Below are 2228 nucleotides of genomic sequence, written 5' to 3'. Positions count from 1 at the left end.
CCTATCTCATCTGCGCAAGGCAGAACGTGAAGACGGCCGCCCTGGACCTCGCCCGCGAGCGCCAGGCGCACGAGGCCGGCGCGCGGACCCGCGCCACGGCCCACGAGCGGACGCCGCAGCAGGAGCGCCAGAAGGCCGCCAGAGAGGCCGAGCGCGGCCGTGAGGCTTGGACGCTAGGGCAGGGCATGAAAAAGCCCGTAGCGGGCTGCTACGGGCGTCTGACGCGGTGGAAAGGGGGAGGGGATGTTGTCTACATGGCTCTGCTGTAGTGAGTGGGTTGCGCTCCGGCAGCGGTCCTGATCAATCGTCACCCTTTCTCGGTCCTTCAACGTTCCTGACAACGAGCCTCCTTTTCGCCAATCCATCGACAATCACCGCGAGTCCCTGCTCGAACGCTGCGTCCGGACCGGCTTCGTCGAAGGCGTCTATCGCGGCCCGCAACAGCGGCGAGAGCGGAGCCTGTTCAACGGTGCCGCCGCGCTCGCCGGCATCGCTGTCGCCGGCCTGCTCCTCAAGCACGGCCCCAACAGTGAAGTAGCTGATTGTCATCAGCGCATTGACGGCGTCCCCGGCCGAAAAACCCGCCTCGCAGAGGAAGCGAAGCTGCGCGTCGGCCGTTTCCATCTGCGGTGCGCCCGGTCGCATGCCGGCATGGATGCGCGCGCCATCGCGGTAGGCGAGCAGCGCCTGCCTGAAGCTGCGGGCATTCCCGATCAGAAATGAGCGCCAGTCGTCGTCGGCTCTCGGCACCGAATGCGTATGATTCTCCGCCAGCATGGCTTCGGCCAGTGCGTCGAGCAGCGCCCGCTTGTTCCTGAAGTGCCAGTAAAGCGCCGGCTGCTGAACCCCCAACCGTTCCGCCAGTTTGCGTGTCGTCAGACCGTCTACGCCGACCTCGTTCAACAGGTCCAGGGCGGCACGGATCACTGTATTCGGCTGCAACTTTGTCATGCTTGACACTTTATCACTGATAAACATAATATGTCCACCAACTTATCAGTGATAAAGAATCCGCGCGTTCAATCGGACCAGCGGAGGCTGGTCCGGAGGCCAGACGTGAAACCCAACAGACCCCTGATCGTAATTCTGAGCACTGTCGCGCTCGACGCTGTCGGCATCGGCCTGATTATGCCGGTGCTGCCGGGCCTCCTGCGCGATCTGGTTCACTCGAACGACGTCACCGCCCACTATGGCATTCTGCTGGCGCTGTATGCGTTGATGCAATTTGCCTGCGCACCTGTGCTGGGCGCGCTGTCGGATCGTTTCGGGCGGCGGCCGGTCTTGCTCGTCTCGCTGGCCGGCGCTGCTGTCGACTACGCCATCATGGCGACGACGCCTTTCCTTTGGGTTCTCTATATCGGGCGGATCGTGGCCGGCATCACCGGGGCGACTGGGGCGGTAGCCGGCGCTTATATTGCCGATATCACTGATGGCGATGAGCGCGCGCGGCACTTCGGCTTCATGAGCGCCTGTTTCGGGTTCGGGATGGTCGCGGGACCTGTGCTCGGTGGGCTGATGGGCGGTTTCTCCCCCCACGCTCCGTTCTTCGCCGCGGCAGCCTTGAACGGCCTCAATTTCCTGACGGGCTGTTTCCTTTTGCCGGAGTCGCACAAAGGCGAACGCCGGCCGTTACGCCGGGAGGCTCTCAACCCGCTCGCTTCGTTCCGGTGGGCCCGGGGCATGACCGTCGTCGCCGCCCTGATGGCGGTCTTCTTCATCATGCAACTTGTCGGACAGGTGCCGGCCGCGCTTTGGGTCATTTTCGGCGAGGATCGCTTTCACTGGGACGCGACCACGATCGGCATTTCGCTTGCCGCATTTGGCATTCTGCATTCACTCGCCCAGGCAATGATCACCGGCCCTGTAGCCGCCCGGCTCGGCGAAAGGCGGGCACTCATGCTCGGAATGATTGCCGACGGCACAGGCTACATCCTGCTTGCCTTCGCGACACGGGGATGGATGGCGTTCCCGATCATGGTCCTGCTTGCTTCGGGTGGCATCGGAATGCCGGCGCTGCAAGCAATGTTGTCCAGGCAGGTGGATGAGGAACGTCAGGGGCAGCTGCAAGGCTCACTGGCGGCGCTCACCAGCCTGACCTCGATCGTCGGACCCCTCCTCTTCACGGCGATCTATGCGGCTTCTATAACAACGTGGAACGGGTGGGCATGGATTGCAGGCGCTGCCCTCTACTTGCTCTGCCTGCCGGCGCTGCGTCGCGGGCTTTGGAG

The 2228-nt window shown here is 63.7% G+C and carries 3 protein-coding genes; 2 read left to right on the top strand and 1 reads right to left on the bottom strand.

What is annotated here, in order from left to right; genetic code table 11:
* The first annotated feature begins 26 nt into the window (after positions 1 to 26).
* On the top strand, positions 27 to 269 hold the full coding sequence (locus ACJHXA_RS23735; RefSeq protein ID WP_000844627.1) for a transposase: 243 nt from the start codon (positions 27 to 29) through the stop codon (positions 267 to 269).
* Positions 270 to 300: 31 nt separating this feature from the next.
* Here the strand turns inward: ACJHXA_RS23735 and tetR(A) are convergent, their stop codons facing one another.
* Positions 301 to 951, bottom strand: a complete 651-nt coding sequence (tetR(A), locus tag ACJHXA_RS23730) for a tetracycline resistance transcriptional repressor TetR(A) (RefSeq protein ID WP_162720721.1) — start codon at positions 949 to 951, stop codon at positions 301 to 303.
* Positions 952 to 1056: 105 nt separating this feature from the next.
* Between tetR(A) and tet(A) the strand changes: the two genes are divergently transcribed.
* A partial coding sequence (gene tet(A), locus ACJHXA_RS23725) for a tetracycline efflux MFS transporter Tet(A) (protein WP_039022993.1) occupies positions 1057 to 2228 on the top strand: 1172 nt, incomplete at its 3' end.

This window comes from Escherichia sp. WS33 (assembly GCF_046486385.1).
Classification (GTDB): domain Bacteria; phylum Pseudomonadota; class Gammaproteobacteria; order Enterobacterales; family Enterobacteriaceae; genus ECMA0423.
The sequence above is the reverse complement of the archived record's forward strand: the minus strand, read 5'-3'. Positions and strand labels throughout refer to the sequence as shown.